At 41.0% G+C, this 25,749-nt stretch carries 15 protein-coding genes, 3 tRNA genes and 1 pseudogene; 8 read left to right on the top strand and 11 right to left on the bottom strand.

The genetic code is table 11. The annotated features are described in order from the left end of the window. Both amiB and tsaE read right to left on the bottom strand, forming a co-directional pair. Positions 1–1,392 carry an N-acetylmuramoyl-L-alanine amidase AmiB gene (gene amiB, locus BDD26_RS01680; protein WP_115825379.1) on the bottom strand — a complete coding sequence of 464 codons (1,392 nt, stop codon included), beginning with the start codon at positions 1,390–1,392 and terminating at the stop codon, positions 1–3. Then, positions 1,389–1,868 carry a tRNA (adenosine(37)-N6)-threonylcarbamoyltransferase complex ATPase subunit type 1 TsaE gene (tsaE, locus tag BDD26_RS01675; protein ID WP_038261362.1) on the bottom strand — a complete coding sequence of 160 codons (480 nt, stop codon included), beginning with the start codon at positions 1,866–1,868 and terminating at the stop codon, positions 1,389–1,391. Before tsaE ends, amiB begins: the two co-directional genes overlap by 4 nt. A 258-nt stretch (positions 1,869–2,126) precedes the next feature. Between tsaE and queG the strand changes: the two genes are divergently transcribed. Beyond that, a complete protein-coding gene (gene queG, locus BDD26_RS01670; RefSeq protein ID WP_115825378.1) occupies positions 2,127–3,284 on the top strand; it encodes a tRNA epoxyqueuosine(34) reductase QueG in 1,158 nt (385 codons plus the stop codon). A 620-nt stretch (positions 3,285–3,904) separates the two neighbouring features. On the opposite strand, the gene BDD26_RS01665 is transcribed toward queG, so the two are convergent. Next, a complete protein-coding gene (locus BDD26_RS01665) occupies positions 3,905–5,338 on the bottom strand; it encodes a 4-hydroxyphenylacetate 3-hydroxylase family protein (protein WP_038261356.1) in 1,434 nt (477 codons plus the stop codon). 542 nt (positions 5,339–5,880) lie between these two features. On the opposite strand from BDD26_RS01665, the gene BDD26_RS01660 reads away from it, so the two are divergent. Continuing rightward, complete coding sequence (locus tag BDD26_RS01660; protein WP_244922628.1) at positions 5,881–7,161, top strand: tetratricopeptide repeat protein; 1,281 nt, start codon at positions 5,881–5,883, stop codon at positions 7,159–7,161. Positions 7,162–7,481: 320 nt separating this feature from the next. After that, the gene (locus BDD26_RS01655; RefSeq protein ID WP_115825377.1) at positions 7,482–8,390 is read left to right on the top strand and encodes a DMT family transporter; all 909 of its coding nucleotides are present in this window, start codon (positions 7,482–7,484) and stop codon (positions 8,388–8,390) included. A gap of 275 nt (positions 8,391–8,665) precedes the next feature. Here BDD26_RS01655 and BDD26_RS01650 read toward each other — a convergent pair. Continuing rightward, a tRNA-Gly gene (locus tag BDD26_RS01650) sits at positions 8,666–8,741 on the bottom strand. 354 nt (positions 8,742–9,095) lie between these two features. Between BDD26_RS01650 and BDD26_RS01645 the strand changes: the two genes are divergently transcribed. Then, positions 9,096–12,488, top strand: a complete 3,393-nt coding sequence (locus tag BDD26_RS01645) for an indolepyruvate ferredoxin oxidoreductase family protein (protein WP_115825376.1) — start codon at positions 9,096–9,098, stop codon at positions 12,486–12,488. 278 nt (positions 12,489–12,766) lie between these two features. On the opposite strand, the gene BDD26_RS01640 is transcribed toward BDD26_RS01645, so the two are convergent. From BDD26_RS01640 to orn, 3 genes are all read right to left on the bottom strand, one after another. Next, a tRNA-Gly gene (locus BDD26_RS01640) sits at positions 12,767–12,842 on the bottom strand. A 110-nt stretch (positions 12,843–12,952) separates the two neighbouring features. Next, positions 12,953–13,028: transfer RNA gene (locus BDD26_RS01635), tRNA-Gly, on the bottom strand. A 383-nt stretch (positions 13,029–13,411) separates the two neighbouring features. Beyond that, on the bottom strand, positions 13,412–13,963 hold the full coding sequence (gene orn, locus BDD26_RS01630; RefSeq protein ID WP_115825375.1) for an oligoribonuclease: 552 nt from the start codon (positions 13,961–13,963) through the stop codon (positions 13,412–13,414). A 110-nt stretch (positions 13,964–14,073) separates the two neighbouring features. On the opposite strand from orn, the gene rsgA reads away from it, so the two are divergent. The 4 genes from rsgA to BDD26_RS01610 all read left to right on the top strand — a co-directional run bounded on the left by rsgA (position 14,074) and on the right by BDD26_RS01610 (position 20,852). Further along, positions 14,074–15,144, top strand: a complete 1,071-nt coding sequence (gene rsgA, locus BDD26_RS01625; protein WP_038268256.1) for a small ribosomal subunit biogenesis GTPase RsgA — start codon at positions 14,074–14,076, stop codon at positions 15,142–15,144. 143 nt (positions 15,145–15,287) lie between these two features. Next, positions 15,288–16,223 (top strand): archaetidylserine decarboxylase, encoded by a 936-nt coding sequence (asd, locus tag BDD26_RS01620; RefSeq protein WP_244922627.1) that lies wholly within the window; start codon positions 15,288–15,290, stop codon positions 16,221–16,223. Between the two features lie 24 nt (positions 16,224–16,247). Beyond that, entirely contained in the window at positions 16,248–19,592 is a 3,345-nt protein-coding gene (gene mscM / locus BDD26_RS01615) for a miniconductance mechanosensitive channel MscM (protein WP_115825374.1), read from the top strand. A gap of 54 nt (positions 19,593–19,646) precedes the next feature. After that, positions 19,647–20,852: an MFS transporter gene (locus BDD26_RS01610; protein ID WP_115825373.1), complete on the top strand. Its 1,206-nt coding sequence runs from the start codon at positions 19,647–19,649 to the stop codon at positions 20,850–20,852. Positions 20,853–21,057: 205 nt separating this feature from the next. On the opposite strand, the gene BDD26_RS01605 is transcribed toward BDD26_RS01610, so the two are convergent. The 4 genes and pseudogenes from BDD26_RS01605 to BDD26_RS01590 all read right to left on the bottom strand — a co-directional run bounded on the left by BDD26_RS01605 (position 21,058) and on the right by BDD26_RS01590 (position 25,640). Continuing rightward, positions 21,058–21,411: a DUF805 domain-containing protein gene (locus tag BDD26_RS01605; protein WP_115825372.1), complete on the bottom strand. Its 354-nt coding sequence runs from the start codon at positions 21,409–21,411 to the stop codon at positions 21,058–21,060. A 709-nt stretch (positions 21,412–22,120) separates the two neighbouring features. Beyond that, positions 22,121–23,099, bottom strand: a pseudogene (locus BDD26_RS01600) (nucleoside hydrolase). 2 nt (positions 23,100–23,101) lie between these two features. After that, entirely contained in the window at positions 23,102–24,118 is a 1,017-nt protein-coding gene (locus BDD26_RS01595; RefSeq protein ID WP_038268277.1) for a LacI family DNA-binding transcriptional regulator, read from the bottom strand. 148 nt (positions 24,119–24,266) lie between these two features. Further along, the gene (locus tag BDD26_RS01590) at positions 24,267–25,640 is read right to left on the bottom strand and encodes an MFS transporter (protein ID WP_370700719.1); all 1,374 of its coding nucleotides are present in this window, start codon (positions 25,638–25,640) and stop codon (positions 24,267–24,269) included. Between the last annotated feature and the right edge of the window lie 109 nt (positions 25,641–25,749).

Here is a 25,749-nt window from a genome sequence, read left to right as displayed (position 1 = left end):
TTACTTTGGTGCTGTTTGCAGCGGATTAGTCTGAAAATAGTGCCGTAACCCCAAATGGATGGCTTGCGCTAATTTTTCTTGATACTGATCGGAACTCAACAACCCTTCTTCTGACGAGTTACTGATAAAACCCGTTTCTACCAAGATGGAAGGAATGTCCGGTGAACGCAGAACCCCCAAACTGGCATGTTCTGGTGTACGTTTATGCAAAGAACCAACCTGAGTTAACTGATGCAAAACCTGAACAGCAGCGTCGTAGCCTACCCGCTGTGAATGCCCGAATTGCAGATCCAGCACAGCCTGACTCAAAAAAGGATCAGTGCCATTGGCAAGAGCATCTCCCGCACCACCTAACAACTCAGACTGTTTCTCATGCTGTTCCAGCCAATTCCCCAGTTCACTGTTCGCACGACGATTGGACAGTACCCAGACAGAAGCTCCTCTGGCACGACGATTAGGTGCAGCATCCGCATGAATGGAAACCAGCATATTGGCTTTGTGCTTACGGGCGACCTCAGATCGTCCTGCTACCGAAATAAAATAATCACCATTCCGTGTCAGAACAGGTTTGAACATGGGGTCATTGCGCAGAAGTACTTCCAGTTTACGCGCTACACTGATGGTAACATTTTTTTCCCGCAATCCCCGCTGCCCGATTGCCCCCGGATCCTGTCCCCCATGCCCGGCATCAATGGCAATAACAATTGGATATTTTCCTTTAGCTGCCTTGGTTAGCTGTTTTTTCACTACTTGTTCACCATGAGCAAATTGTTCACCATGAGCAGACGTAATTTTAGCATCCTGTTTTGTCGGCATTGTACCAGAAGTTGGCTTATTTGTTAGTAATTGCTTACCTTCATTTGATACTGGATTTTCTCTGAATGCAGGTTTTTCTTTCAATGTCGATGAACGACTCACAGTACCATCTACTTTCAGAGTAAAGATAATCTGGTATTGATGGCCTGATCGCTTCACAACGGAAGTTGCTGTTGCCTTCTGCGCCAACTCCAGCACAATTCGCTTATGAAGTAAATCAGGTGGCTGACTGGTTCGGACGACTTTTACCAAATTCTGTTTTGCCTGACCCTGGCCTGATAAATGCATTGGCAGCCCTGTGAAATTAGCGGATTGACGAATATCCACCACCAGTCTTTCAGGGTTATGCAGAGGGAAAAAACGATACTCAGGATGCCCGTCGGTAAATCCCAACGTCACAGTCGCTTCAGATGGACGATTGCTCACATGCACATTTGACAACGTAGACGCCACCGCTGTTGTCATAACCAGTTGGCTTAACATCACAAGCAGCACACAAACCATCAGCCAATGGGTTTGCCATTTTTGTATCGTCTTCACGAAGAAGGCATTCATCATGGTCAGAGATTCCTTCATAAGGATTTCAGATTATCCAGTAAATTTTCACCATATTCAGATAACGCCACAAAACGCGCTTGTCGACCTTCGCTTTTGTCGGCCAAATGGTTATAGGTCAAATGCAACTCAATATCAGCTTCAGGCAAAAAACCTGCCCCCTGCTGCGGCCATTCCACCAAACAAATGGCATCCTGATGAAAATAATCCCGGATCCCCATAAATTCCAATTCTTCCGGATCAGCCAGACGGTACAAATCAAAATGATAAACAGAGCGTGGTTGCAGGGTATAAGGTTCAACCAACGTATAAGTAGGGCTTTTTACATGTCCCTGATGACCGAGAGCTTGCAGGAAACCACGACTGAATGTCGTTTTTCCTGCGCCAAGATCACCGTATAAATAAATAACATAGCCGCGTTCGCAAGCTGCCGCCACTGCATTGCCCAGTGCAACCGTAGCATTTTCATCTGGGAGTGATAAAACGAGTTCTTTCATCGAAAATTATCTATTGTATTTATTGAATTGGAGAATGTTGAAATATACACATCCTCTTTCAAGTCGTGACCTGAAATCCATAAGGTATATAAAAGGCATATCAGCCAAATAGTAATAGCTTAACCAATAACCATAACATAACTCAGCTATTATCATTTAGCATCTTCTGTGCTGACATCAAGCCAGATACCACATTTTTTGTATTCAATCTATCCTGTGTTACTCTACGCCCCTATTACAGCAGTAACTTAATATTTAATGACAACTCCTCTCGATCTGAATCTTCTGGCAACAAATATCAAGCAATGGGGGCTTTCCCTCGGTTTCCAGCAAGTTGGCATCTGTGATACTGATTTATCCACAGAAGAGCCGAGATTACAGGAATGGCTCGATAAACAATACCATGGTGAAATGGACTGGATGGCACGTCACGGCATGATGCGAGCGCGGCCCCATGAATTACTGTCCGGCACGTTGCGGGTTATTAGTGTACGCATGAATTACCTGCCCACCAAAGCTGCTTTTGCCAGTACATTGAATAACCCTGAACTGGGCTATGTTAGCCGTTATTCACTGGGCAGAGATTACCATAAACTGCTACGCCAACGGCTTAAAAAGCTAGGTGAACAAATACAGGACTATTGCAGCACCCATGAATACCAAGGGACTCTGAATTTTCGTCCCTTCGTCGATTCTGTTCCCATTATGGAACGCCCGTTGGCAGCAAAAGCCGGACTTGGTTGGGTTGGTAAACACTCACTTATATTAAACAGGGAATCAGGTTCTTGGTTCTTTCTGGGAGAATTACTGATTAACCTTCCCTTACCTATCGATACTCCTCAAGAAGAACAATGCGGACGTTGTGTCGCCTGTATGACCACCTGCCCGACAGGAGCAATTATAGAACCTTATACGATTGATGCCCGCCGCTGTATTTCTTATCTGACGATTGAACTCGACGGAGCTATCCCAGAAGAATTTCGTCCATTGATGGGAAACCGGATTTATGGTTGTGACGATTGCCAACTGATTTGCCCCTGGAATCGTTTCTCACAATTAACGGATGAAGATGATTTTAGCCCTCGTGCGGCACTACATACGCCTGAATTACTTGATCTGTTCAGCTGGAGCGAAGAAAAGTTCCTGCGCATAACGGAAGGCTCAGCTATACGACGTATCGGTTATCTACGTTGGCTGCGCAATATTTCAGTTGCGTTAGGTAACGCACCTTACCGGGATGAAATTGTACTAACTCTGGAAAAAAGAATCGGTTTGAGTGATGTATTAGATGAACATATCCACTGGGCCATTGCTCAACAGATATCTCGTCGGAGTGCTAATGCAATTGAAATTCAAACGTCACAACAGAAACGGTTAATACGGGCAATTACCAAAGGATTAGCCAGAGATGCTTAATATACAATCAGCTTAATTTCTTATTAAAAAAACCGTCTGTTTCCTTGTGAATAAAATAAAAACGCTTTGCTGATCAAGAAGCGAAGAAAGGGTAAATATTAATTCAATAATTTTGAATTATAGACAATTATTCTAATTTATCAATTAGTTAATTAATGGATATTATTTTAAATAATGGGTTACAAAGCTTAAATGTAATCGTATTGCCTGTGGATAACTCTGTGTAACAATCAAAGCAATACCGAGCAACTCAATATGGTAGTTACGTTAAATACTGTGGATAAAAAATAGAGATTGCACTTCGTTGGAAAAGTATTAGGCATTGGCAATAAAAAAGGAATCCACTCCCCCATTTTAGATGCTATTGGAGAAATTTTCCTCTGCCTACCCAAAAATGAGGCGGCATTATGGACTTGTTGAAGCAGGATGGCAAGCGCTTTCAATAAATTATTTTTGGCCGGACTCTGACAAGTTATACTGATACGGAATAAGAAGTGCCAACACTCAATGCTGACACTTTTTTCTTACCGACTGTTTCATTACCAACTATTGCTATTCATTATTATCCGGCAAATTTAACGTGACAACAGGACGAACATAGCAGCAGGGTAAAAATTAATTTAAAGCGTTTTTATCCTTTCAACCAGTTCTCTTGATGACTCCCAGTCGTATTGACCGTAAAGACGCCCCAACGTTTGATAAGGAGCTCCGGCATAAAACACTTCATACTGATGGTGTCTTGAAGCACACTCTGAACCTACCGCATCCCACACCAACTTCATCAATCTGACCCTTTCGACAGGTGAAGCAATGGATGAATACTGTGTTTTCTCAATAACACTTAAAATTTCATCATCCTCTAAATCAGCCGCACTTGACGGCAACATCAAAACGCCTCCCCCTGCCAGTTTTCTGATTGTCTCCAATACATTCGGATACATTGACTGCGAGATCACCCGATACGTATAAAGCATGGTCTTATCAGGCAAGCAGAATCCATTATGAACTTTTGGGCAATGGAGCACACTCTTAAACAGCCCTTCAATATTCATGGCATAGCAGGCGAGCTGTGCGAGTGATTCCTTCACGGCAGGATACTCACAGACACCATTGGTTTCAGCCATTGCCTGCGCTAATCCTGCTAAAAAGTGCAATTTTACTGCATAACGGGCCAGACTTTGGATATCCATCAAGATTTCCGTAGCCGTTGACTCCATCTGCTTAGTGCACATATCGATATCTTCAAAGATAAACACCCTTTCCCAAGGCACCAGAACATCATCGAAATAGAGCATTGAATCATTTTCATCAAACCGGGATGACAATGGATAATCTGCGGGATGAGCACCAAACTCGTAGGAACGTCTGGATATAATTTTTATGCCTTTCGTATTGAGTGGCATAGCAAAAGAGAGCGCATAGCGTTCATCAAGATCTTTTTTCAGCGGCTTAGTCGTACCGACCAATACTTCATCAGCCAATACTGCGCCTGTAGCGAACATTTTAGTACCTCGGACAATAATGCCCTCGGCATTCTTTTCCACTACACCAAGGGCATGATAGATATTCTTATCATGTCCACCGGGTGTTTTTGAACGGTCGCCCTGCGGATTAATCAGGGCATAAGCCAGATAAAGATCATTCTTACTCGCATAGGCAAAATAATTTCGCAAAGCATCAGCGCGTTCTTGAGAGTAAGATTCGAATAACTCAATATGTGTCAGCATTCCTGCTAGTGCCGATGATGTGTAATCAGGGCTTCTGCCAAGCCAGCCTACTGTCTGCCTGGCCCATTCATAGGCTGCATAACCACGTGCAATTAGCTGTTCATGGGTAGAAGGCAACTGCCAGTACAGACTCATCTGCTCGCCAGCTTCTGTTGTGAAAGTCATTTTATCCGCATGCTGAATTTTATAGTCATACAAATTCGCTACAGATCTAATCGCATTCCTGAATGCCGGATGATCCACGTGATCTGTGATCTTTTCACCATTGATAAAAATAGTGCGTCCATCACGTAAATCCTCCATATATTGTTTTCCGGTTCTTATCATCTTTTCTATGCTCCTATCGATTACGACGATTTCTAAAGGTCAAGAAAAGAAATCTTTTTAATCAGCACTGGAGATCCAATATACAAAGATAATTGTCCTCAATTGAGAATAATATGACTACGATACATTTCATTAAAATATCGCAGAAAACAGCAGCCTATTAGCTGCACCGACACCGGTCGTGATTACTCTTTCCAGCACAAAAAAGAATATACTTTTCAAGGCAATGAGATATATTCATGCGGATTAACCAGAAAAGCGATATCAAATTACGATGTCATCATAATAATGAATAATAATAGAATTAGCTTAATCAGTGGATATTATAGTTTTATAACACTGTTTCATCTATTATATGAATTTACCCTCCATTATATTTATTACTCAAGAATATAAAATATTACCCCGACTCACCACGAATTTCTTATTGTGAGATAACTCATTAATTTTCATTTGCCTTTACTGTATATTTATATCGTTTAGCTATAAGCTAATACAAAAATAACATATTGGATAATCAATTATAAATGAGGTTGTTATCTATGATTGTTAATGATAAATCAAACGTACCGCATATTGTAAACAAAAGTGATGACTTATTGTTTATATACGAATGTTATCATTGCATGTTGGGAATGAAAAGGAACGAAGAACTTGCAAATATAAATTGGTTCCATTCAAGTAACCTCTCTCTTTCAATATTACAGATACATATGACTGACTTGCTTATTTCAATGGAAAAAAGCAAATATGAGCAAGCTAAATCACTTCTTGATACACTAATAATGATAAGTGAAAAAGAATCAGATAAACGTGCTGAACTCATCAACTCAGGAATAATTTCTTTAATTAATAATAATTATTATCAGGCCAGAAATTATTTTTATAAATGCTTATTAAAAAATCCTAAAGACATATTCAGTTTTTACATATGTCATATGATTGAGTTCAATAATGGCATGACCGAAACCATGCTTGAAACGCTCAATCTGGTTAATAAACACTGGGATATTAACGATGAATTTTATAGCTATTTTCAAGGTATTAAAGCATTCATTCTGAACGAAAATAAATACTATGATGAATCTTATGAAAGTGCATCCAGCTCATTGAAAATAAACAACCTTGATATTTATGCGATTCATGCCATTTGCCATTATTTTTATGACAAAAAACGCTTTAATGAAGGGAAATACTGGATGGATACCCTGAAAGACATATGGCAAGATAATTATGGTATGAGAATTCATCTATTCTGGCATTACGCTATGTTTCTTATGGAGATGAATGAAATCGATCAGGTAGTTAATATATACCATCAGATTCGCCATAAAAATGATAGCAATGGGCTTGAAGATTTAGATGCTACTTCTTTATTATTCAAGTTGAAATTCATATATGGAAAAAATGATCAGCATATACAAAGACACTCAGATTTACTTTTTGAATCATGGAACAATAAGGAAGAACTTGGTTTTTATTTTTTCAATGATTTCCACGCAGCTTTAGCGTTCGGCATCAATAAAAAATTCGATATGATAGATTATCTCATCGAAAAAACGGAAAATAGTAACCCTATCGGTTATTACAATACTAAAAGAAACCTGCTTGAGGTCATAAAAAATTACAGTCAAGAAAATTATGATAAAGTCGTTTTAATTTTAAATGGGCCAATTAACTATCAATTTATGGGCGGAAGCCGTATTCAACGAAGTATTATAAATGAAATATTATCTGATTCTAAATCTAAGCCAGGACTAGCTGAGAGTAATGAAAACAAAATACCAAATAATCTGATAATGCCAGAAACATATACCGAATAGATTTCGAATCACTTCACAGTAAGGATTTTCTTTATCTCAGTCAAATAGTTAACTATGTGACTGAGATAAGTAATTACATCAATTTAAAATTAATAGCAAAAGCCGTTTCGCATTAAATTTACAGCTACCTAAAACAATTTATGAGAACAATACGACTTTCTTGCTTTGTATTTTATGATGGCATTGCTAGTATAAAGAGGGCTGAAATCACAACTCAGATGCCATGGTATAGTTAATAAAAAAATAGTACTAACAAATCGTTATTACCATTTCCTTATTAAAATGTTGGAGCTGGAAAATATTTCAAGGCGATAATAAAAATGAACACAAAATCAAACGATTACTCAAGCTACATTAAGCTCATTATTGTTTCAGCTATATGGGGTGGAACATTTATCGCTGGAAGGTTTATTTCATCTGATATCAGTTCTTTATTATTAGCTACTGTTAGATTTATTCTTGCAGCATTTGTGTTGATAATAATTATTGCTTTTTCTAAAAAAGGGTTTGTCAAAGTCGATAAAGCACAAATGGCAAATATAGTGACGTTGGGCTTCTTTGGCATTTTTGTTTATAACATCTGTTTTTTTTATGGATTGAAGTATATTGATGCATCAAGAGCCTCTCTTATTGTTGCAATAAATCCGGCAGTGATAGCAACCGTCTCTTATTTCCTATTTAAGGAGAAAATGTCTGCCATAAAAATCATCGGCATTTCATGTTGTTTATTTGGTGCAGGTATTGTTATTGTTGGAAATAATTTATCAACTTTATTGAATACAAAAGGAAATCTAATTGGCGATATTTCTATATTAGGATGTGTAATTAGTTGGGTAGTTTACAGTATTTTTGGTAAGAAAACAGTCAATGAAATTGGAGCATTACATACTGTCGCTTACTCAGTCATTGCCGGAACCGCGATGTTAACAATAACGGCTCTGGTTACAAATGATATGACGCCATCAGCCTTCATTTCTTTATCAATGAATGACTTAATCAGCCTGATTTATTTGGGAGTCATAGGCTCAGCTATCGCTTATGTTTTATATTATGATGGTATTGGTAAAATTGGTGCCACAAGAGCGGGGGTATTTATAGCATTAAACCCCTTAACTGCGATATTAGGTGGCGTATTATTTTTACAGGAGAAGTTCACTATATCTATATGTATTGGTGGTATTTTTATTATCACAGGTATTGTAATGACCAATAAAGAGATAAAAACATAATATTAAAAATCCTGGCAAGTACAAGCCTTCTATTGGGGTTAATTTATATCGGTGCATCCTTACAACCATTAACACTAAGATCTGAGAAAAATTCGATTATTATCAATAGACTATCCAGATTATTATTAATGCCATTAATTGCCGGGATAATGGAGACAGCCAATTGATGTCAGCGATCATCACGTTACAAACAATTATTGCTGTTATTACTTTGCCTATTATATTAAGTTTAGGATTAAACTAAGTGAATACTACTAAAGAAAGGATATATGATTTGGAGCGGGAAACGAGACTCGAACTCGCGACCCCAACCTTGGCAAGGTTGTGCTCTACCAACTGAGCTATTCCCGCACCCCAATGAACGGACGCCATTATGAACGCCTTCAACAAAGATGGCAAGCCATTTACTCGCACACCAAGACTGAACGCTTAAAAGACATCCAACAGAGCATATATACTAAGCAAATATGATGCTATAAGACTTCATAACTGTTTATTATAAAAGCATTATTACAATATATTTCAAAAACTTAGCCAACAAAGCTGCAATTTGATAAGTGAAGGGGTATTTAAAATTTAACATTATATATACAACTATCCCCCTAATAAGATTTGTACTTGTCGGAATAATTTACTGGAAATAGATTAGAACCATTTTTTAGTCGTATCTTACACGGTGATTGCCCTTCAGTAAGGCTCGAACATATGACTCAATATTATCCACCTAAATTTGTTACTGGCACCGATGCTCTTATCGAACTTCTTCTGGCTCAGGCTGAGCTGGATAGAAGTCGTAATCTTAATACAGCAGGATTTGTTTCAGGATATCGGGGCTCACCATTAGCCCGTTTAGATCAGACATTATGGCAGAACAATAAAAAGCTGGCTCAGGCCAATATTCATTTTCAGCCCGCAATCAATGAAGATCTTGCGGCTACTGCGATTTATGGTACTCAAAAAGTTGAATCTGACCCTGATCGCAATGTTACTGGCGTTTTTGGCATGTGGTACGGTAAAGGGCCGGGAGTAGACCGCTCCGGAGATGCGCTCAGGCATGGTAATGCCTATGGCTCTTCTCCCAATGGCGGTGTGCTGGTTATCCTTGGTGACGATCATGGCTGTGTGTCTTCTTCCATGTCTCATCAATCTGATCTCGCTTTGATGGCGTGGAGTATGCCAATCTTACATCCAGCCTCCGTTTCTGATTATCTTGATGTGGGATTATGGGGTTGGGCTGCATCCCGGGTAAGTGGGGCTTGGATTGGCTTTAAAGCAATCAGTGAAGTCGTGGAAAGTAGTGCTATCAGGGAGCGTAAGCCTTTTCCTCAATATGAAATACCTCAAGTTGATCCCGGCCCAGGTGGGCTTCATTGGCGTTGGCCTGATCTCCCCGGCCCTCAAATAGAACAGCGTTTATCTTATAAACTTAAAGCTGTTCAAGACTTCGCCAGACTTAACCCAATTGATCAACTCATTGCTCCATGTTCACATCCACGAGCTTTATTAGTTACCGTCGGCAAAGCCCATCGGGATGTTTTAGAAGCCCTGCGTGCCGGAGGCTTACCTCCTTCTGAATTAGCAAAACACGGTATTGCTCTTGTCCATGTACGTCTGGTTTATCCTTTATCCCCGCTTCTCAGCGAGATCGCATCACAGGTTACTGATATTTTTGTCATTGAAGAAAAAAACTCTGTAGTCGAAATGCTACTCGCACGGCATCTCATTAATTTCCCACAACATATCAACCTGATAGGTAAGCATAATCATCTTGGCCAAAAACTTGTGCCCACAGACACAGAGTTACGCCCTTCACGACTTGCTCCTCTGCTTGCAGGATGGCTGAAGAAATTCAATTTATTTCTCTCTGTTCCTTTGGAATGGTCAACCCAAACTGCATTGCACGATATTACGCTTCCCAAACGTACTCCCTATTTCTGTGCGGGATGTCCTCACAGTACTTCGACCCGTTTACCAGAGGGCAGTCAGGCTCAGGTCGGCATTGGGTGTCATATCATGGCCGCATGGATGGATCGCAATACAGGTTACGGCCTAACACCAATGGGAGCCGAAGGTGCCGATTGGGTAGGTCATTCCCTCTTTATTAATCGTTCTCATGTCTTTCAAAATCTGGGGGATGGCACTTACTTCCATTCTGGACATTTAGCTATTCGTCAGGCAGTCGCTGCGGGAAGCCACATTACTTATAAGCTGCTATTTAATGAGGCAGTAGCAATGACAGGTGGACAACCGCTGGACGGGAATATTACCATAACGCAGATTGCGTCTTTAATGCTGGCTGAAGGCGTGAAATATGTCGCAATTGTGACCGATGAGCCTGATAAATATAAAGGTAAAAACAGCCTTCCTGCCAGAGTGAATGCTTATCAACGGGATTTTCTTGAAGATATACAGAAACGCTTTCGAGACACTGATGGCGTGACTGTCATCATTTATGATCAAGCCTGCGCAACAGAACTACGACGTAAAAGAAAAAGAGGATTAGTACCGAAAACAACAAGACGAGCAGTGATTAACGAGTTCGTCTGTGAAGGATGTGGTGATTGCCAGATACAATCCAATTGCTTTGCAGTGATCCCAACCGAGACATCCCTGGGCACTAAGCGCGCGATAGATCAGCATGTTTGTAATTCAGATCTATCCTGCCTGAAAGGTTTTTGTCCGAGCTTTATCACTATAGAAAACACGGAACTACGCCAAGACACCAGCAAGACATTGCCACAAGAAGAGCTTGATAAGCTACTGAATAAACTTCCCCAACCAGCCTTAAATTCCACAGACATTCCTTATGAAATCTTATTCGTTGGTGTAGGTGGTACTGGTATTATCACCGCTGGCCACCTGCTTGGTATCGCTGCCGAAATAGAAAACTGCGCCGTCAGCTTGCTTGATTTTACTGGTTTTGCCCAAAAAGGCGGAGAAGCAATAACCCATATTCGATTCAGCCGGGATGTCAATAAACTGCATCAGGTCAGAATTGACCGGGGACGCGCCAATCTCGTCCTTGCAGCTGATTTAGTTGCTGCAACGGGGCAAAACTCACTGGAAGTGATGTCGAAAACAGGAACCAACTGCGTGCTTAATACCCACAAGACGCAAATCGGCACTATGTTGAGAGATCCCATGCTGAAATTGGATCATACCAAAATGCTGGATACTCTTCACCAACATTGCCGGACACTGCGATCTGTTGACACAGAGCAAATTGCCGCAGATTTGGTCGGTGACAGAAATCAGACTAATATCGTCTTAATTGGTTATGCCTGGCAACTTGGTCAGATCCCAATCAAACTATCCTCTATAGAGCGCGCCATTCAGACAATGTCCCATCCAATAGATAACATTGCAAATAATGCACAACGCGCCTTCCATCTCGGCCGCATTGCTGCTGAACAGCCCGAACTTCTGGATAATTTTCTGCATGTTAAACCGAAACAGACTATCGAGACGTTGGATGATCTTATTTTGCATAGATATAGACTTCTGATTGATTACCAGAATGAAAAATATGCACTCCGCTATTTGAGCCGTGTTGCACAAGTCCAACAAACTGCTCAACAAATTGATGCAGAAGACCTGACCAAGTCTATTGCTGAAAATTTGTTCAAACTAATGGCGTATAAAGATGAATATGAAGTTGCCCGTCTCTACGTCAAAACAGGGTTCTTTGATAAACTTCGTTCACAATTTGATAACGCAGGTAAGATCCGCTTTCATCTGAGCCTTCCTTTTTTCAATCGCAAAGATCCCCGAACAGGTGAGCGAGGAAAACAGGAATATGGTGCGTGGATCATTCCGGTTTTTCGTTTTCTTGCAGCATGTAAACTATTTCGCGGTACAATTTTTGATATTTTCGGCTATCAGGAAGAGCGTAAACAGGAAAGAAGTTTACTACTCGAATATGAGCGATTGATTGATTTTCTGATAGAAAAATTGAATCGCAATAATCTGGCAATTTGTCAACAAATTGCAACTCTGCCTGATCAGGTACGAGGTTTCGGGCATGTAAAACAAAAAACGATAAAAAATATGCAGGAACGCAAGGCAGCTTTGCTAAAAGAGCTGGAAAAAACTGTATGATGATACACATGAACATCACGAATAACCGTGATATCCAACAGTTTTATCCTATTCAATAAATTTATTATTTCCAACAATTGTAGTCAGCACGTAATCGCTTTGTTATCTGCTTTATTTGTTTCCAAAAGTGATTATACCAATTTGAATTTAATTTAGCAGAGGGATCGAGTATCGACCAACATCGAACCTTATGGATTGGTCAGGATGGAATTGCAAAAAAGCGCCGAAAGGCGCTTTTTTGTGACTTGCAGACTATTATAAATCTACTGTCCTGAATTTGGAGCGGGAAACGAGACTCGAACTCGCGACCCCAACCTTGGCAAGGTTGTGCTCTACCAACTGAGCTATTCCCGCTTAATTTTGATGTACTGTTCTTTCGAAATTCCTCACCAGTACAGAAAGCGCATTATACGAAGAATTCTTCTTCTGACTTGCAGACTATTATAAGCCTACCATCCTGAATTTGGAGCGGGAAACGAGACTCGAACTCGCGACCCCAACCTTGGCAAGGTTGTGCTCTACCAACTGAGCTATTCCCGCTTAATCTTTAAGCGCTGTACTGTCGAAATTCCTCACCAGTACGGGGAGCGTATTATACGAAGAATTCTTCTTCTGGCAAGCTCCAAAACATAAAAATTTGCATTTCCCCTCTGATTGAGGATTAATTCGACGCATTATCTGCTTAATCATCAATACAATGATTAGCCTATGTACAAATCTTAACGATATTTCCAAATGCCATCATTCAGGATGAGAAGAATAAGGAACTGGTAAAAGACACTAGTGACCAGCTTCGATTCGGGCTAACAGGAACTTACTCCGACCTATTTTGAAGTACGCAAATCCTGGTAACGACGATAAACTTTGATTCAAGTGGGATAAAATCCCACTTAATCAACTGACACTCAGTGAAATACTGCTCCCTATTTCTGGATATGGATAAAATGCTTGCGGTAATAAACCAGTTCAGCAATTGATTCCCGGATATCATCCAATGCCTGATGGGAATTCTTCTTACTTAATCCGGCCAGCAATTCAGGTTTCCAACGACGTGCCAACTCCTTAAGCGTACTCACATCCAAATAACGATAGTGAAAATATTTTTCCAGTTCAGGCATGTAACGGAACAAGAAACGGCGATCCTGGCCTATGCTGTTACCACAGATAGGTGACTTTCCTGCCGGCACCCACTGCTCCAGAAAAGCAACAGTCACTTTTTCAGCTTCAGCCTCATCAAATGAACTGCGCTTTACACGTTCCACCAACCCGCTGGCGGTATGTGTCCGAACGTTCCAGTCATCCATCAGTGCCAGTTGTTCATCTGACTGATGTACCGCGATAACTGGCCCCTCCGCGAGGATATTCAGTTCTGAATCGGTAACGATCGTCGCAATTTCAATTATGCGATCACGCTCTGGATCCAAGCCCGTCATCTCTAAATCTATCCAGATAAGATTGTTCTCACTTTTTGACATGATATATCCTAGGTTCCTTCAAAACAGGTAATCTGTATCAGAGGTGTATCATAACGTTTTTGATCACCCACAGCGATAATCAGCAAGATAGATGAAATAAGTGAGGTTCGGTGGCTAAAAGTAAACTCTCCAAAGGACAGCAACGCCGTGTGCAGGCCAATCATCAGCGCAGGCTGAAACAGCCGCTCAACAGGGCTGCTGCCCAAAAACCAGAACTGGATGACAGCCAGCTTGGTGAGCCACAAGAAGGGCTGGTTATCAGTCGATTCGGCCAACATACAGACATTGAAGCCGCAGACGGCTCCATACAACGCTGTAATATCCGCAGGACCATCCGTTCACTGGTAACCGGTGACCGTGTCGTATGGCGGCCCCCGTTACAGCTCCAGTCTGATGTGAAGATCAATGGGATTGTCGAAGCGGTACATGAACGCTCTTCCGTTCTCACCCGCCCCGATTATTACGATGGCATTAAACCCATTGCAGCCAATATCAACCAAATTGTGATTGTTTCTGCCATATTGCCTGAACTCTCACTGAATATTATCGATCGCTATCTGGTTGCGTGTGAAACACTCAATATTGAACCTTTGATTGTGCTCAATAAAATTGATCTACTGGATGACGAAAGCCGTGAATGGGTCAACAGTGTCATGGATATTTACCGTCATATCAGCTATCGGGTGCTGGAAGTTTCCAGCTATACAGGAGAAGGTATACCAGAACTGATCAACTTGCTGACTGATAAAATCAGTATCTTCGCTGGTCAATCCGGGGTCGGGAAATCCAGCCTGCTTAACACCCTGCTCCCGGACAACGAAAAAGAAATTCTGGTCAATGAAGTCTCGGACAATTCCGGCCTTGGTCAGCATACAACAACAACAGCACGCCTCTATCATTTCCCACAGGGAGGAGATGTCATCGACTCCCCCGGTGTGAGGGAATTCGGGTTATGGCACCTGACCCCAGAACAGGTAGCACAAGGTTTCATTGAATTCCGTGATTATCTTGGTGGATGTAAATTCCGTGATTGTAAGCATCTGGATGATCCCGGCTGTGCTTTACGGGAAGCTCTGGAACTAGGATCTATCGCGGAAGAGCGTTTTGAAAATTACCACCGCATACTGGAAAGCATGGCTCAGGTAAAGCCACGCAAAAATTTCACTGAAGGTCAAAAATGAGACACAATAATTAGCAATACGTTGCCCTGACATTCAGCATAAGGGCAGGTACAATAGCTGACTTTTGCCCAATTTACCTATATACCCTATGGATTTCAGACTGCGAACCTGAAAGAAGGGTATAAAAAATCCAAGAGGTTAATGTGCCAGACAATATTAAAATCAGACTACAATATTTACTGCCAAAGCAATGTATTACTCACTTAGCAGGTTGGTTTGCTAATAAAAAGGCGGGTTGGTTGACACAACTAGCCATTCAGGCTTTTGCCAAAATTTATAAAGTTGATATGAATGAGGCCCAAGAGCCTTCTTTTAAAGCTTATTCAACATTCAATGAATTTTTTGTCCGCCCATTAAAAGAGGGTATCCGCCCTATTGTCAATGAAACTCACCAACTGGCTCTTCCCGCAGACGGTGCTATCAGCCAGTTAGGAGCCATCCGGGAAGAACAAATTATTCAGGCTAAAGGCCACTACTACACTGTAGAAGCATTGCTGGCCGGTCAATACCAACTTGCCGAACAATTCCGCAATGGCCAGTTTGTCACGACTTACTTATCACCAAAAGATTATCACCGTGTCCATATGCCATGTGATGGCGTACTGAAAGAGATGATTTATGTTCCGGGAGATCTGTTTTCCGTCAATCCATTGACGGCTACAAATGTCCCTAATCTGTTTGCACGCAATGAACGCGTTATCTGCCTGTTTGATACCGCCTTCGGCCCAATGGCACAAATTTTGGTCGGTGCAACTATTGTAGGTAGCATAGAAACCGTCTGGAGTGGCTGTGTGACGCCTCCACGTGAAGGCATTATCAAACGCTGGATTTATCCGGCAGAAGGTGAAGAAGGTGCCGTTTCCCTCAAGAAAGGAGAAGAGATGGGTCGTTTCAAACTTGGTTCAACCGTGATCAACCTGTTTGCTCCTAATCAGATTCAGTTTGCTAATAATTTATACAGTGGTTCACAAACCCAGATGGGTGACTTACTGGCACAAACTATCACCCAAACTATCACCAAAGAGAGAGAACAAACTGAGCACGCTGATGTTTCCATGAACCAAAATAACGCCAGTTAATTTATTACCAAGGAGCCCCTTATTGTGCGCCTGATTATCAGTTTACTTCTTAGCCTGTTAATTGCGAATCTGGCTTTTGCTTCCACAATACAGCTGGATGAAAATCAACTGAAACAAAATCTAAAACAGGTTGAAGGCAGTAAAAATCCACAGGATGCGGAAGTTGCGCAAGCATTTCAAGGGGCTATCAACTGGGTTAATGATACCAAGTCCTCTAAAGAAAGAATTGAGAAATATCAACAAGCCATCGATGATTTCCCTAAAATCATTAAAGAGTTGCGCCAGAAAATTCTGGCTGCAAGTGAGCCTCCTCCTGCAATTCCGGCTAATCAGCCAATCAGCAGCTTAGAGCAGCAAATTACCCAGCTCAGCAGCCAGTTGCTGGAGCAAGAGCGGCAATTACAACAAGAACAGGATAAAATCCGCGAAATCAATGACTCAGTCAATCTCTTACCTCAACAACAAGCTGAAGCAAGGCGCCTGCTAACCGAGGCAACTTCCCGGCTTCAATCATTGAGTCCTACTCCCACGCTGTTGGGTGAAGCCCAATTAACCCTTGCACAAGCGGAAGTTAATGCCCGCAAAGCGGTGACTAATGAATTGGAGATGGCACAACTTTCTGCCAATAACCGACAGGAAATTGCCCGGTTACGGGCAGAATTATTCAAAAAACGCTATCAACGGCTGGATCTCCAACTCCAGCAATTACGCAGCCAATTAAACGCTCAGCGGCAACAAAAAGCAGAGTCAGCCCTTGAACATACTGAAATGCTGGCGGGACAGAATGGAGGGAAACTGCCGCAATTTTTATTAGATGAACTTCAGCAGAACCGCCATTTGTCACAAATGCTTAACCAGCAAACCCAACGTATGGATTCCATTGGCTCACAGCAACGCAAAGCAGCCGATGATATTCTGCGGGTACGCCAGACACTCAATACCATTCGTGAACAGGCGCAATGGCTAGGTGATTCAACAGCACTGGGCGCAGCTTTAAGGACACAGTTAACCCACATCCCGGATGTTCCGAAATCCCAACAACTTGACCGAAGCATAGTGGAGTTACGGGTCGAAAGGCTGAAATATGAAGAAATGCAGGAAAACTCTCAACGGGAAAGCGGGCAAACTCCCGTTGCATATAATAATCTGACCCCGGCACAAAAACAGGTTTATGATTCCCTTATCCGTACCAGAAAAGAGTTACTGAATTCTCTGCTTTCAGGCTATGACAGCGAAATATTGGAGCTGACAAAACTCAAAGTATCCACCAGCCAGTTAAATGATGCTTTGAAAGAAGTTAAAGATGCAACTCACCGTTATCTGTTTTGGGTTGCGGATGTCGACCCTATTTCACTGGATTACCCGCTGCGGGTAGTAAAGGATCTAACCCGTCTGATCTCTCTGGACACATTCTCCCAATTGGGCATCGCCATTCATGTTATGCTGACTACGCAGGATACGCTGCTTTATTTGCTTGGGACATTATTGCTGGTGATTTTCAGCATCAGTTCACATCGCCAGTACCATGCTTTCCTTGAACGTTCCAGTAACCGTATTGGCAAAGTGACCCAAGATCACTTCACCCTTACTCTGCGTACAGTATTCTGGTCGATTGTCGCCGCTCTCCCTCTGCCGATGCTTTGGTCAGCCATTGGCTACGGCCTGAAAAATGCGTGGCAGTACCCAATGGCGACAGCAATTGGCAACGGTGTCAGTGAAACAACGCCTGTCCTGTGGATTTTCATGCTCAGTGCAGCATTTGCCCATCCTAATGGCCTGTTTATTGCCCATTTCCGTTGGCCAGAAGAACGGGTAAAACGGGCAATGCGGTTTTATCGTTTATCGATATTCCTGATTGTGCCCCTTATGATGGCACTTATCACATTCAACAATTACAGTGAGCGTGAATTTGCCGCAACACTCGGCAGATTATGCTTCCTGATGCTCTGTGTTTTCCTGAGCTTGGTTACCATTACGCTAAAACGTGCAGGTATTCCACTGTACATGAATAAACATGGTTCGGGTGAAAACATCATAAACTCTGTGTTGTGGTGGATATTACTCTCTGCACCTATTCTGGCGGCACTGGCATCCGTGCTCGGCTACCTGCAAACGTCACAAGCATTGCTGGCCCGGCTAGAAACTTCGGTTGCCATCTGGTTCTCCCTGCTGGTCATCTACCACATTATTCGTCGATGGATGTTAATCCAACGTCGTAAAATTGCTTTCGAAAGGGCGAAGCAGCGTCGTGCCGATATCCTTGCCCAACGTGCCAAAAGTGAGGAAGATTCTTCCAATATTAACAGCAGCGTTGAAGGCTCTATTGAAGTCGAAGAACCCGTTATCGATTTAGATGCAATCAGCGCCCAGTCTCTGGGATTGATGCGTTCTATCCTGACCATGATTGCGCTGGTTTCATTGATCCTGTTGTGGTCAGAATTACATTCTGCTTTCTCTTTCCTTGAAAATATCCGGCTATGGGATGTCACCACAACCATCAACGGTGTTGATACCGTCCAGCCAATAACAATGGGTTCCGTTCTGATCGCGATCCTGGTTATTGTTATCACTGCACAGCTTATCCGCAACCTCCCCGCGCTACTTGAGCTGGCACTGTTACAGCATTTGGTACTGACACCGGGCACAGGTTATGCCATCACAACATTAACCAAATACAGTATTACCCTGATCGGTGGGATTGTCGGTTTCTCATTAGTGGGCATTGAATGGTCGAAACTGCAATGGCTGATTGCAGCAATGGGGGTTGGGCTTGGTTTTGGATTACAGGAAATTTTTGGCAATATTATTTCTGGCCTGATGATCTTGTTCGAAAAGCCAATCCGCATTGGCGATACTGTGACTATTCGTGGCTTGACTGGTAGTATTACGAAAATCAACACACGGGCAACCACTCTCTCCGATTGGGACAGAAAAGAGATTATCGTTCCTAATAAGGCATTTATTACTGAGCAATTTATCAACTGGTCATTGTCAGATACAATTACCCGTATTGTCCTGACTATTCCTGTCCCCGTGGAAACAGAGTCCGCGAAAGCAACCGATATATTAATAACTGCCGCCAGACGGTGCCCGTTAATTCTCGATAACCCGATGCCTGAAGCCTATCTGGTTGACCTGCAACAAGGGATTCAGATCTATGAACTGCGTGCTTATGCCGCAGAAATGGGGCACCGTATGCCTGCCCGCCATGAAGTGCATCAGTATATTTTGCAGGAATTCCGCAAACATGATATTACCCTGCCGTTCCCGCCATTTCAGGCACGTGTTGATATTTTTGGACAGGAAATTCGCAGTGCGACTACCAATACATCAGGCCGTAATCCTCCCCGTAAACCAGGAGATCTGTAAGGTGAGGGCTTAATTAAACTAGGGAAGGAAATTAAGGAAAGAAGAAACTCAAATATGGTAAGACGTATCCCTTTTCAAATAAGTGGCTTACTGGCATTAAATGGTGTTTCTATTCTGGGAAATACCATTACAGAAATTGCCATTCCGTGGTTGATTCTGGAAATATCAGGCAGCCCATTGCTGGTTGCTGTCGTCATGTCAGCCAAGATAGTGCCATTGATACTTTCTATTTTATTTAGCGCGCAGTTGGTGGATAAATATGGTGCGTTTCGCATCTCAATGCTATCTGATTTAGTTAATTTCCTGAGTGTATTATTAATTCCTGTGTTTTATACAATGGATATCCTGCATTTTTATCTATTGGCTATCCTGCTAATATTTTCAACCATTCTGGATTCTCCAGGACGTCTGGCAAAAGATGTCATGCTGGCAAAAGAGATAAAACAGCATAAAAGAGAGAATGAGTTAATTAACGGAATAAACAGCACTATTGAAAATATCTGTGATCTTATTGGCCCTGTTTTTGGTTCACTGATCATCGCAATGCTCGGTACAATAAACGCCTTATATTTTGATGCAGTCAGTTTTTTAGTGGTTGCACTGGGGATCATCATTCTGAAAAAACACTTTATCGCCGATATAGAACAAATGACTGAATCACCTTCTCTGCCGCATCGTTATTTCCTTGAAGCATTCAGCTATATCAGGTCAGAAAAGGAGCTGTTTTCTGTTCTGATCCTCAGCGCAATAATCAATTTTGTTATCACTCCATTCTTGATCATTTATCTGCCTTACATAAATAAAACCGAATTTAATTCCGTTGTCAGTCTTGGCATTTCGATGACATGTTTTGGTATAGGCACAACGCTTTCCTCTCTGCTTTACAGTATCTGTGGCAAACATTTTTCCAGTTACCGAATTATTTTGGCCGGTTACAGCCTGCTCGGATTAAGCTTCATATCTTTGTCTCTATTCAGTGAGCAGTATGTACTATTTATCCAACTTTTTGCCATCGGCTGTGGTATTGGTTTTGCAGCACCGGTAGAAGTCACTTTAATTCAGCGCCGAGTACCAGAAAATTTATTTGGCCGGATAATGACCCTATTTACCTCCACACGTTTTCTTAGTGTTCCTCTTGGATATGTCTGTTTCGGCGCTGTACTGGAATCCAGAATCGCCCGGCAGACACCGATAATTATGGCAGTAATGGTTCTGGGGGGTTTATTGAGCTATTTACTTCTTCGCGGGAGAAATCAATGAAAACAATGCGTTCTTCGATTAATCAATTACAAGGGACAAGATTAGTTTTTTGATTCATGACAATGGTAATTTTGCCAAAAGAGAGGCAACCCATTGATATTAAGAATAAATTCGGTGTTTATTTATAAAAAACGCCGCTATAAAATAATAGACGACGTTTTTGAGACGATGGCAAACTAAATAAAATCAAAGAAATTTTAAAGTATTAACGCATGGCTTTCGGATCAGTACCATAGTCATTACTGCCTTCAGTGCCTTCTAAAAGAGTGAATATAAATACTACAATGCCTCCAATTGGAACAAAAACCAGTAAGAACCACCAGCCAGAACGATTAGTATCGTGGAGACGACGTACTGTCACTGCAAGAAATGGGATAAAAGCAACTAGTGCATAAATAAGCATCACTATAGAGCCAATGGTATTACCGATTATCGCACCTAATATACAGATTGCGAAAAAAATAATTATATTGAACAGATAGAACATCCAATATTCTTTACGACTCGCACGCCCTGAAAAATCAGCATAATTTTTAAAAACTTGAAAATACCAATTCATGATATTTTCTCTTTAAGGTCAAATTATATAAAAAAGGAGACAAACTATAAAGGATACCGAATTTTATACTCACTCATCTCTTGAAGTCTACGCTCTATTCTTAAAGAAAGAATATGAAATTAACAATGTAATTATTAGATAATGGATTAAGAAAATCTTCCAAAGATAAAATTTAAAGTGGGTTAAATATATATTCATCTATTTCATACCAAAGTTATCTATAAATCTATCAGGAAAAAAAAGCCATTTAATTCATTATTAACCACCAATAAAAACAACTTTCATTTAGCAACCTTATAATTAAATTAAGTTATTTAAAAATAGATTAACCCTCTTAAAAATATATCAATTAGCTATTTCAGAGCACAAATACTCAAAAAGTGCGATCGAGATAATATGAAATTTTTATCCGGCAGGCCATGGTTACTGATAACCTTTTTTCTGATATCAAATCTTTTTCCTTCAATTGTCGTCTCTATTGGGATGCATCTTATTCCGTAGTATATCAGCAATACGGCATCATCTTATGGCTGTGGTGCAATCCAGGTTGGTTTTAGTTAGTGCTTAGGAGATATTTTGACCAGCCTGAACCCAATAAAAAGGAATGTTAGTGGCAGTTACTCCAAACTGCCTACTGACTAATTTAATGTAAGAAATTGTTCTAAAAGATCAAATCTAATAACAAAGTTTATTATGAAAGAAGAAAAAATCAATAATTCTGAATGTAGTGGAAAATTATTGATAAGAATCGATCACTATCCACTGTCTTCAATATTGTGATAGGTTTTTTTTTTCTTATTTGAGATAATTGTATCCCAATATGATGATCCTGGCTCATAAATGAACGTCATTCCACGATCTTTCCCTTCTAAAACAACGTCCACATAATTTTGTGTGCTAGTAACTACTGTTCTATCAATAAGCCATGCAACTGTTAAAGCATCATGGATCCAGCAACCTTTTAATCCCCTTGTTTCTATTGCATAGTCCATCCAAGGGCGAATCGTTTCAACTAAAAATTCACAAAGAGGATTATCAAATGTGGATAAATAATCCAAATCAGAATGTAGCATCTGAGTTTGTGTCGTGACATCCATAGGTACCAAAGTAATATTTGCACCACTTGTTAATACGATATGTGCTGCTTCTGGATCAATTCCAAAATTGGTATCCTTTTGATAACCAGAGACATCAAACACTCCCCCCATTATGACTATTTCAGCTACCGATTCCGGAAAATCAGGATATAACTGCATAGCATGGGCAATGTTAGTCAAAGGTCCAATCGCTACAACTGTCACTTCCCCAGGATTGTGACATACAAGTTCTCCTATACTTTGAGCCGCTGATGATGCCACTAAAGGAAATGATTTAGGAGGAACAACATCTTTCCATAGATAACGTAGTCCGTTCCGATCAACACCATGATCAAGCTTGTCACGCCAAACATCCATAGGTTCTAATAGTCCTTGGGAGGCCCCACATGTCACCGGAATATCTTTACCTAGTCTCTGCAAAAGAGATTTGGCTACAGAATAACCAACTTCACTGGGGGTATTACCTGTTACTGTAGAAATTAATTCAAGAGAAATTTGCGGTGCTGCTATGGCAAGTGCTAATGCAAGACCATCATCAACATTAGCTCCAGCTATACCATTCCCTGGATCACAATCAATAATTAAACGCATATTTATTCTTTTACGATAGATGTACAACCACAAGACTCACCGATCTGTAAATCAAACTCAAATTCACACTCACGAGCTTCTCCATTCCATGTTTTCAACATTTCGATAGCTGTTTTTGCCATTCTATCAATCGGCTGACGAACTGCTGTCAAAGACGGTACGTTAAACTGCGATTGTTGTGTAGCATTGAAACAAACTAGCGCCATATCATCCGGTACTTTTATTCCTTGCTCAGATAGTGCTCGAAGACATCCGAACGCTTGTAGCTCATTTGTTGCAAACAAAGCACGCGGCCGCTTTCCTTTCAACATCTTCAATGTCATTTCATAACCTCCCATGCGAGTGTAATCCGTAGAAAAAATCCACTCTTCATGTACAGCCAAGTTGGCGTGTTGTAATGCATCCCGCCAACCAGCAATACGGTCCTGTGTATTCAACATATCACATGGTCCACAAATAATGGCTATATCACGATAACCATGTTGAGCCAGATGTTGAGTAATTTTAAACGCGGCAAGACGCTCATTCACAATAATCGCGCTAACATTTAGATTCGTATCAACGCGATCTAACATGACATATGGTGTTCCACTTTCTTGGATAAGCTCAATACAAGGATGGCGATCAACACTGACATATATCAACCCATCAACCTGACGTTGCAACAAATTATTGATCAACTCTTTTTCACGTTTTCTATCGTCTCCTGAATCTCCCAATAGCAATACCTGACCATGCTTAAAAGCCTCTTGTTGCAAGGCATGAGCTATAGACGAAATAAAAGGATTAGATATATTTGGTACAACAAGCCCATAAGCTTGTGTAGTTCCAGAGACAAGAGCTTTCGCAATACCGTTTGGACGATAACCTGTTTTTTTTATAGCCTCTAACACACGCTTCCGAGTTGCTTCCGCAACGGGTCTTGGACCATTATTAACAACATAGCTAACTACAGCTACTGATGTCCCTGCTTCTTTAGCAACATCAGTACGAGTCACTCTTTTAACATGTAACTTCATGATATTTAATTTACGTATAGGAGAAAGTAATAATTTAAATAATTTAGGAGTTAAATACCATGATTTGAAATGTAATAAACACTTGGCACGAATCAAATAATGTTAATTCATGCCAAAGTTATTAACGATGGGATAGGTTACTAAAGCATTAAATAGCATCTTCAGGCAAATTTAAATCTCTACCACGAGTTTCTGGCGCAAAGAACGTTGTTATAAATCCAATTCCTGCCATAAATACAAAATAAATTGCGATAGACCACCAATGCCCAGTAAAAGATAACAAAGCAGATGCAACTAATGGTGCAGAGCCACCAGATAAAATGGATCCAATTTCCTTTGCAAAAGCCATCTTAGTGTAACGATTCGTCATACCAAACAGTTCAACTCCCCAAGCGGCTTGAACACTAAAAATGCCGAGGGAAGCTAACCCCATGCCCACTATAATAGTCAAAATAACAGCAATAGGTTCTCGGCTTTCCAACAAGATAAAAGCAGGTACCGCGTACAAAATTATTAATAAGCAAAACCAACGATAAACGATTCGACGCCCAAAACGATCAGATAAATATCCCGACAATGGAATGATCAAAAAGCCTAAGATTGAAGCAATAAACACTGCAATTGTAGGTATGGATTTATCTATCATCAGTGCGTTAGTAACATAACCAATGATAAAACCTTGAACTAAATAGGATGGGCCATTCTCACCAATACGCAGACCAACCATGATCCAAAATGCCTTTGTCCGTCTCCAAAAATTTCGATGACTGTATTCAGTTTTGTAGCTAAATTCCTCTGAAAATACTTTTAACTGTACACTTCGAGTGCCGGACTCCATCTTATGACGTTGAAATACTGGCGACTCATTTAAGTACTTACGGATATACAGTGCAATCATCACAAGTAAGAAGCTAGATAAGAATGGAATTCTCCACCCCCATTCTAAGAGGTCCTTTTGATCCATAGTTAGTATCAGCAACCAAACTAGTGATGCTACTAACACTCCACTATTTGAACCAATAGCTATAACAGAAGACACTAAGCCACGCTTTTTCGACGGTGCATATTCTCCTAGCATCACAGTTCCACCAGAAAGTTCAGCTCCCGCACCCAACCCTTGGGTCAAGCGCAAAATAACTAGGCAAATTGGAGCCCAAATACCAATTTGAGCGTAGCTCGGGATCACACCAACAAGTGTTGTTGAACCTCCCATAAGCGCTATTGTCGCAACCATAACGACTTTTCGCCCTTTACGATCTCCCAACCATCCAAACAATAAGGCCCCAATTGGTCTTGCAATAAACCCAACAGAATACGTTGCAAAACTAGAAAGCAATGCTACTGCTGGTGTCATATTAGGAAAAAATACATCACTAAAGATCATCCCCGCAGCTAACCCATAAAGTGCAAAATCAGCATATTCTACTGCTGTACCTAACCAACAAGAAAAAACTGCTCGACAAAAATCTTTTCGCCCTTTTTGAGTCAACAAACACACTTCGGATGCATGTCGTTTTCCCATAAAGGGCGAAACTACATTTTCAAACTGCATAAATGTTCCCTGAATGTTGGAACAGTAATTTATCAATGCCGATGTTATAAATCGGAAAATTATTTTTTCATAGTTATAT

The organism is Xenorhabdus cabanillasii (assembly GCF_003386665.1).
Classification (GTDB): Bacteria; Pseudomonadota; Gammaproteobacteria; order Enterobacterales; family Enterobacteriaceae; genus Xenorhabdus; species Xenorhabdus cabanillasii.
This window is presented reverse-complemented; position numbering and strand designations above follow the sequence as displayed.

Bases quoted from the DNA above. Each gene is read 5' to 3' on its own strand.
- amiB (WP_115825379.1), bottom strand. From the start codon at position 1,392: ATGAAGGAATCTCTGACCATGATGAATGCCTTCTTCGTGAAGACGATA.
- tsaE (WP_038261362.1), bottom strand. From the start codon at position 1,868: ATGAAAGAACTCGTTTTATCACTCCCAGATGAAAATGCTACGGTTGCA.
- queG (WP_115825378.1), top strand. From the start codon at position 2,127: ATGACAACTCCTCTCGATCTGAATCTTCTGGCAACAAATATCAAGCAA.
- BDD26_RS01665 (WP_038261356.1), bottom strand. From the start codon at position 5,338: ATGATAAGAACCGGAAAACAATATATGGAGGATTTACGTGATGGACGC.
- BDD26_RS01660 (WP_244922628.1), top strand. From the start codon at position 5,881: ATGATTGTTAATGATAAATCAAACGTACCGCATATTGTAAACAAAAGT.
- BDD26_RS01655 (WP_115825377.1), top strand. From the start codon at position 7,482: ATGAACACAAAATCAAACGATTACTCAAGCTACATTAAGCTCATTATT.
- BDD26_RS01645 (WP_115825376.1), top strand. From the start codon at position 9,096: ATGACTCAATATTATCCACCTAAATTTGTTACTGGCACCGATGCTCTT.
- orn (WP_115825375.1), bottom strand. From the start codon at position 13,963: ATGTCAAAAAGTGAGAACAATCTTATCTGGATAGATTTAGAGATGACG.
- BDD26_RS01610 (WP_115825373.1), top strand. From the start codon at position 19,647: ATGGTAAGACGTATCCCTTTTCAAATAAGTGGCTTACTGGCATTAAAT.
- BDD26_RS01605 (WP_115825372.1), bottom strand. From the start codon at position 21,411: ATGAATTGGTATTTTCAAGTTTTTAAAAATTATGCTGATTTTTCAGGG.
- BDD26_RS01595 (WP_038268277.1), bottom strand. From the start codon at position 24,118: ATGAAGTTACATGTTAAAAGAGTGACTCGTACTGATGTTGCTAAAGAA.
- BDD26_RS01590 (WP_370700719.1), bottom strand. From the start codon at position 25,640: ATGGGAAAACGACATGCATCCGAAGTGTGTTTGTTGACTCAAAAAGGG.